Annotated in this window: 5 protein-coding genes; 3 read left to right on the top strand and 2 right to left on the bottom strand. The window is 46.8% G+C overall.

What is annotated here, in order from left to right; genetic code table 11:
- Positions 1-328: 328 nt before the first annotated feature.
- Both NG833_RS26620 and NG833_RS26615 read right to left on the bottom strand, forming a co-directional pair.
- Positions 329-613 (bottom strand): DUF427 domain-containing protein, encoded by a 285-nt coding sequence (locus NG833_RS26620; protein WP_254568294.1) that lies wholly within the window; start codon positions 611-613, stop codon positions 329-331.
- Positions 614-692: 79 nt separating this feature from the next.
- Positions 693-1,010 (bottom strand): hypothetical protein, encoded by a 318-nt coding sequence (locus NG833_RS26615; RefSeq protein ID WP_254568293.1) that lies wholly within the window; start codon positions 1,008-1,010, stop codon positions 693-695.
- A 229-nt stretch (positions 1,011-1,239) separates the two neighbouring features.
- Here NG833_RS26615 and recQ point away from each other — a divergent pair, with 229 nt between their 5' ends.
- From recQ to NG833_RS26600, 3 genes are all read left to right on the top strand, one after another.
- A complete protein-coding gene (gene recQ, locus NG833_RS26610; RefSeq protein ID WP_254568296.1) occupies positions 1,240-3,750 on the top strand; it encodes a DNA helicase RecQ in 2,511 nt (836 codons plus the stop codon).
- A gap of 183 nt (positions 3,751-3,933) precedes the next feature.
- Positions 3,934-4,272, top strand: coding sequence for an antibiotic biosynthesis monooxygenase (locus tag NG833_RS26605; protein WP_254568295.1), 339 nt, complete (start codon positions 3,934-3,936; stop codon positions 4,270-4,272).
- Between the two features lie 546 nt (positions 4,273-4,818).
- Complete coding sequence (locus NG833_RS26600) at positions 4,819-5,916, top strand: DUF3616 domain-containing protein (protein WP_254568292.1); 1,098 nt, start codon at positions 4,819-4,821, stop codon at positions 5,914-5,916.
- Positions 5,917-6,070 lie beyond the last annotated feature (154 nt).

Raw genomic sequence — 6,070 nt, 5'->3', positions numbered from 1 at the left:
GCGCAATGCTTGCGCCCTCCGTCGGGCGCAAGCATTGCGCCCCTACATTGACGGGGCTACTCTGTTGATCTACGAACGAAGGTTTTGGAGATTTTATTTTTTGGAGTTCCCTTAAAACCCACGCTGGTTGTTGCCACTACTACGAACTAAGAGAACGACTGAAGTCGTTACTACAAACAAAGAAAACGACTGAAGTCATTACTACGAACTAAGAGAACGACTGAAGTCGTTACTACGAACTTAAGAGAACGACTGAAGTCGTTACTACGAACAAAATAGAGAACAGGTAAAATAAAGGCGTGTTCATAGAACACGCCTTTAGAGCAACTTAGACTTCTACCTTGACTCCACGCCAGAAGGCTACATATCCTTTAATTTGCTTGACAGCATCTTTAACATTGGGATAGTACCAGGCGGCATCTTTGTTTACCTCACCCTCAACTACAATATTGTAATAACTAGCTTGACCCTTCCAAGGGCAACTGGTGTGGGTATTACTTTCTTGGAAATATTCCGACTTGATGGAGTCAGGGGGAAAATATTGGTTTCCTTCCACAACTTCACAGCGATCGCTTTCGGCTAAGATGGCTCCATTCCAGATGGCTTTGGGCATAATAGGTTACTCCTGATGTAAGGGTCTATTCACCATTATGGGCCGATCGCGGGGCAAGTGGAGTGGATTCTGGGGAAAACTAACCCTCAATTTCCATCCCGATCGCCCTTACCAAGCAGCGCAGTTTGGCTGCGGGACAACCGATACAGCTATCGTGGAGTTTGGTGGAAGAACGAGCACAAACCGAGTTTAGCCAAAGTTCTCCGGTGATTGGACAGATAAAGGTGTTGGGGTCGATCGCCCGTTGTCGATAGGCTGCCAAAGAAATCACGGTACCCCCTTCAAATAATGGTTGCCCAACCGTTGCGGGGGTGCCGTCGGGGGGGGCTGGTGGGAGCATTCTCATCCGACTCCACCGATGCTGGGTGGTTGGATGCCTTAATAAAGGCGTTCCCATGTTTCTCCTCACATCACTTAAGTTATAAAAAAGAGTCAAGCTGGCAAGTTTCATCCCAATCCTTGTCAGCAAAGGCTAAATCGAAACTTCTAGCCAGCAGGCCCTGTGACCGGATAAAATCAACGATCGGGACATTAACTCAAAATCCCGACTTAATTTAAGAATTTAAGAATGATGCGGGTCAGTGACCCGATAAAATAAGGTGAAACTCAACGACAAACTGCCAGCCATGTCAGGCATCAGCCCCTTAAACGCCACTGCCCCAAACCAGATAGAGCGATCGCTCAAGCATTTTTTTGGGCATGATAGCTTTCGTCCGGGACAGCGCGAGATCGTCGAAGCCGCCCTCCAAAATCGGGATATGCTGATCGTCATGCCCACTGGGGGCGGTAAGTCTTTGTGCTTTCAACTCCCAGCCCTCCTCCGCAAGGGGATAACAGTGGTGGTTTCACCCCTGATTGCCTTAATGCAGGATCAAGTCGAATCCCTGAAAAATAACGGCATTGCCTGTACCTTTCTCAATAGCACCCTGAAGTGGGAAGAGACGCGATCGCGCGAACAAGCCATTCTCCAGGGTGAAATCAAACTCCTCTATGTCGCCCCAGAACGTCTGCTGAGTGAACGATTTCTGCCCTTCATGGACCTAGTACGCGCTCAAGTGGGAATCAGTGGATTTGCGATCGATGAAGCCCATTGCGTCTCGGAATGGGGCCATGACTTCCGCCCAGAATATCGGCAAATGCAACTGCTGCGCCAGCGCTATCCAGAAATTCCCATGATGGCCCTGACTGCTACCGCAACCGATCGCGTTCGGCAAGACATTACCCAACAACTAGCCCTGCGTGACCCCAAAATACACATCGCCAGTTTTAACCGCCCGAACCTGTATTACGAAGTTCGTCAAAAAAACAAGCAATCTTATCGGGAATTAGTCAAGCTGATTCGCGAAAGCAAGGGTTCAGGAATTATCTACTGTCTCAGTCGTCGCCGGGTGGATGAAATTGCCTATAAATTACAGCGCGAAGGCATTGATGCCATCCCCTATCATGCCGGAATGAACGATGAGGAACGCAGTAGCAATCAAACCCGCTTTATTCGGGATGATGCTCAAGTGATCGTCGCCACCATTGCCTTCGGGATGGGGATCAATAAACCCGATGTGCGTTTTGTGGTGCATTATGATTTACCCCGCAATATTGAAGGCTATTATCAAGAATCTGGACGGGCCGGACGAGATGGAGAACCGGCGAATTGTACAATGTTTTTTGGCTATGGTGATATTAAAACCATTGAGTATATTATCGACCAAAAAACCGATGCAGACGAACAACGAATTGCCCGTCAGCAGTTGCGACAAATTATTAATTATTCAGAAAGTACGGTTTGTCGGCGCACCATTCAACTGGGGTATTTTGGGGAACGGTTTCCGGGAAATTGCCAAAACTGTGATAATTGCAGAAATCCTAACCCCACAGAAGATTGGACCATTGAAGCGATGAAGTTCCTCTCTTGTGTGGCGCGCTGCAAGGAACGGTTTGGAATGAAACACATTATCGATGTGTTACGCGGGTCTAAAAATCAGAAGGTTTTAAAATATGGTCATGAAACTTTATCAACTTATGGGATTGGATTAGATAAAACCGCTGATGAGTGGAAAATGCTGGGCCGATCGCTCATTCATCAAGGGTTACTGGAAGAAACCACTGATGGGTATTCGGTTCTCAAGTTAAATGAGGGCAGTTGGGAGGTGATGCGAAAGCAACGGCAGGTGTTCATTGCGGTTCCGAAAGCGCCGGTGAATACAGAAATGACCGATCGCGATCGCAAAAAGGCCGAGGTGGAAATGTTGCTCGATCGCCTGCGATCGCTTCGCAAGGAAATCGCCGATGAGCAATCCGTCGCCCCCTATATGGTATTTGCGGATTCTACCCTGAAATTAATGGCGCAACAACGTCCTCAAACTTTAGATGAATTTGGCAATCTCTCGGGAGTGGTGGGGTATAAAGTTGACCAGTATGGCGATCGCTTTGTCACAGAAATTCGCGAGTATTGCCGAACTTATGGACTCTCTTCCGTCGGGATGAGTCGAGGGAACAATGGCACTGGGGAGTTGGATGCTGCTGGGGAAGCGTTATTTGAGCAGTTGCGCATCCTGCGCCGGGACATTGCCAATGAGCGAGGGGTTCCGCCTTTTGTGGTGTTTGGAGATAGTACCTTGAAAGCGATCGCCCAGCAACGTCCCCAATCTTTGGCGGCTTTTAAACAAATCTCCGGGGTGGGAGAGTATAAATTGGCGGAATTTGGCGAGCAGTTTATTACCGAAATTCAAGCCTACTGTCAACAACGAGGACTCCAGGAAAACGCCCCGACTGCCATTCCTGAATCGGTGGTGAAATCTGACCCTTCTTTGACGCAGATCATCACCCTAGAATCCCATCAAGAAGGGATGAGTGTGGCTGAGATTGCGGCGAAACGGAATCTGAAAGAGACAACGGTGGAAAGTCATTTAATTGAACTACTGGAAATGGATCAGCCGGTGGATATTCACCGCTTGGTTCCGGTGCAAAGGCAGCAGGTGATTATCCAAGCGTTGCAATTGTTGGGTTCTAATCTACTCAGGCCGGTTTACGAACATTTGGGCGAAAAATATAGCTACAATGAACTCCGGTTAGTCCGGGCGGCTTGGCAACGGAATCTCTGTGGGAATCTTCAGTCTGTAGAGGATGAATTGGAGTTTTAAAGGGGTGATGGATGGACGGGGTTGCTTTCGCTCCTGGGTGCTAATAATGGTAAGGTGGAAACAGACAAGGAAAGAGAGAAAGGAGAGATTCGAGGTCGGGTAATGCACTGTCCGAACTTGCTGCTTTCTGACTCTACTTGTCATTAAATTATGGATTTTTTTTGTGACCCAGAGGAGGCAGTCATGACCGAGTTTATGGATTTTCTCAGACATAAATATGCTTATGTGGCGATCGGCGAATTCAAACCGGGTAAATTTGAAGAAGCCAAGCAACTGTATGCTAAAGCCGTTTCTACTTACACCCAAGGGTTTAAGGGAGCTTATTTACTGCAACAGCCGAATACCGATAAGGGGATTGCGGTGATTTTTTGGGATGATATCGACGCAATGGAGTCTAACCATAGTGAGGCTTATGCGGCCATTTTAAACGAAATTTCCCATTTATTTGCCAAACCCCCGATGACGGGTTTCTATGACGTTTGTACTGAATTTCCGGCACCGGAGTCGGTGGCGGTGGAGTAAATTAAAAGCACCTGTTGTTGAGAATGATGCAAGATGTCAGTTAAAATCGACTGAAAGCCTTATCCAGTAATGTTCTTAGTCGTTTTTTAACCGACTTTAGCTATGAGGCGGGGGTTTAAACCCCCGCCGGTTGTTGAGCAGGGTGCAAGATGTCACAAGGAAACGACTGGGACTAGGAGCAAACCCTGGGGTGCGTGTCATCACTTCGAGGCGATCGCGACTCGTTAAAAAAATGCCTATTTTTCCTCCCTTTTGAGCCAATTTCTACCTCAATTTCTACCTTTTGAGAGAGCACATCACGGCCTACGACTCTGCTACAATCTAGGTTAGAAACCGAATTTTTGTAAAAAATATCGGCTTCCTTTGCAATCTATGTGATGCAAAAGCCCATTTTTTCTCCTCTTTATCGAATCCTGTACCCCTGTCTGAGGCATCTCTACTCAACCGTCGTCTTCTCCAACTATAGTAACCCTCAATGAATTGTTTAGACGGGGCAATTCCTGTAACGGGGGCCTATATAAAATACACAACTTAGGTGAAATTCTTATGTCTCCAGCTTTTTTACTCAGCCGACTTCTGCTTAAATTTGACCCTGAAACCAAGGAACGGGTTGCAGATTTATCCGCCGTTACCTTTACGCCAGATGGGTCTTTATGGGTCGGTTCAGATGAATTGCTCACCCTCGAACGGCTTTCTCTGATTGAACCTTATGTGTATGGAAATCATCAACCCTTTGAAATCGGAGAATTTATCGAGTTATTTAATAACGAAGATGAAATCGATATCGAAGGAATGGATTACTCTGATGGATGCCTGTGGTTTACTGGCTCTCATAGTACCAAACGCAATAAGCCGAAAGGGAAGAATCCCGAAAAAGATATCCGCAGGCTGGCGGAAATTAAAACGGATGCGAATCGATATTTATTAGCAAGAATTCCCATTCAACAGGGAATTCCCGTGCAAGCCTGTCCGGACCCCTTAGATGGCGAGCGCCAACTGACTGCGGCTTCTTTGCAAAAAACTGAAACCGGCAATATTTTAATAGATGCTCTGAAAAAAGATGCTCATTTTGGTTCCCTGATCGCCGCTCAGTTTCCCAGCAAAGAAAATGGATTAGATATCGAAGGATTGGCCGTTCGTGGTTCTAAAATTTTTATGGGGTTTCGCGGTCCCGTTCTGCGAGGTTGGGCGGTGATTATTGAACTAGAAGTCGAAGAAAGCGAACCGGGAATTTTAACCCTCAAAGAAGTTGGCCCAGAAGGACGACTGTATAAAAAGCATTTTTTGGATCTCAGTGGGTTAGGAATTCGAGAATTATGTTTAGAGGGAGAAGACCTCATTATTTTAGGGGGTCCAACTTTAGATTTAGACGCGGGAATGAAAATGTTCCGGTTGACTGGGGTATTTGAGCGGGAGGGAGATACACTGATTGCCCAGGATGACAAGGAATTAAAAGTTTTATTTGATTTACCGTTTAAGTTAGGAACCGATCGCGGTGAAGGCTTGGCCCTGATGCCTTGTCTGGGACAACCCAATTCTTTGTTAGTGGTTTATGATTCCCCGGACCCGGCGAGAATAGTCAATGATGATTCAGTCTTTGGGGATGTGTTTCGTCTGGGATCATTTACCGACGATCGAGATTAAGGGATTAAAACTGAAGTAAGGGAACTCCAAAAAATAAAACCTTCAAAAAACCCGCAGGCTCAAGCCTGGGGCTACACGGACAAAGCGGTGCCTGCGCGGGCTAAAAGAGCCTTGTTAGGTGCGATCGCATCAAAGCAAGGATGATTTATTTGTT

Source organism: Oscillatoria sp. HE19RPO, assembly GCF_024220515.1.
Taxonomy (GTDB): domain Bacteria; phylum Cyanobacteriota; class Cyanobacteriia; order Cyanobacteriales; family Laspinemataceae; genus Laspinema.
Note: the sequence above shows the minus strand (reverse complement) of the source record. Positions and strands in the feature narration are given on the sequence as shown.

Coding starts and splice junctions, on each gene's coding strand:
- recQ (WP_254568296.1), top strand. CDS start 1,240: ATGTCAGGCATCAGCCCCTTAAACGCCACTGCCCCAAACCAGATAGAG.
- NG833_RS26615 (WP_254568293.1), bottom strand. CDS start 1,010: ATGGGAACGCCTTTATTAAGGCATCCAACCACCCAGCATCGGTGGAGT.
- NG833_RS26600 (WP_254568292.1), top strand. CDS start 4,819: ATGTCTCCAGCTTTTTTACTCAGCCGACTTCTGCTTAAATTTGACCCT.
- NG833_RS26605 (WP_254568295.1), top strand. CDS start 3,934: ATGACCGAGTTTATGGATTTTCTCAGACATAAATATGCTTATGTGGCG.
- NG833_RS26620 (WP_254568294.1), bottom strand. CDS start 613: ATGCCCAAAGCCATCTGGAATGGAGCCATCTTAGCCGAAAGCGATCGC.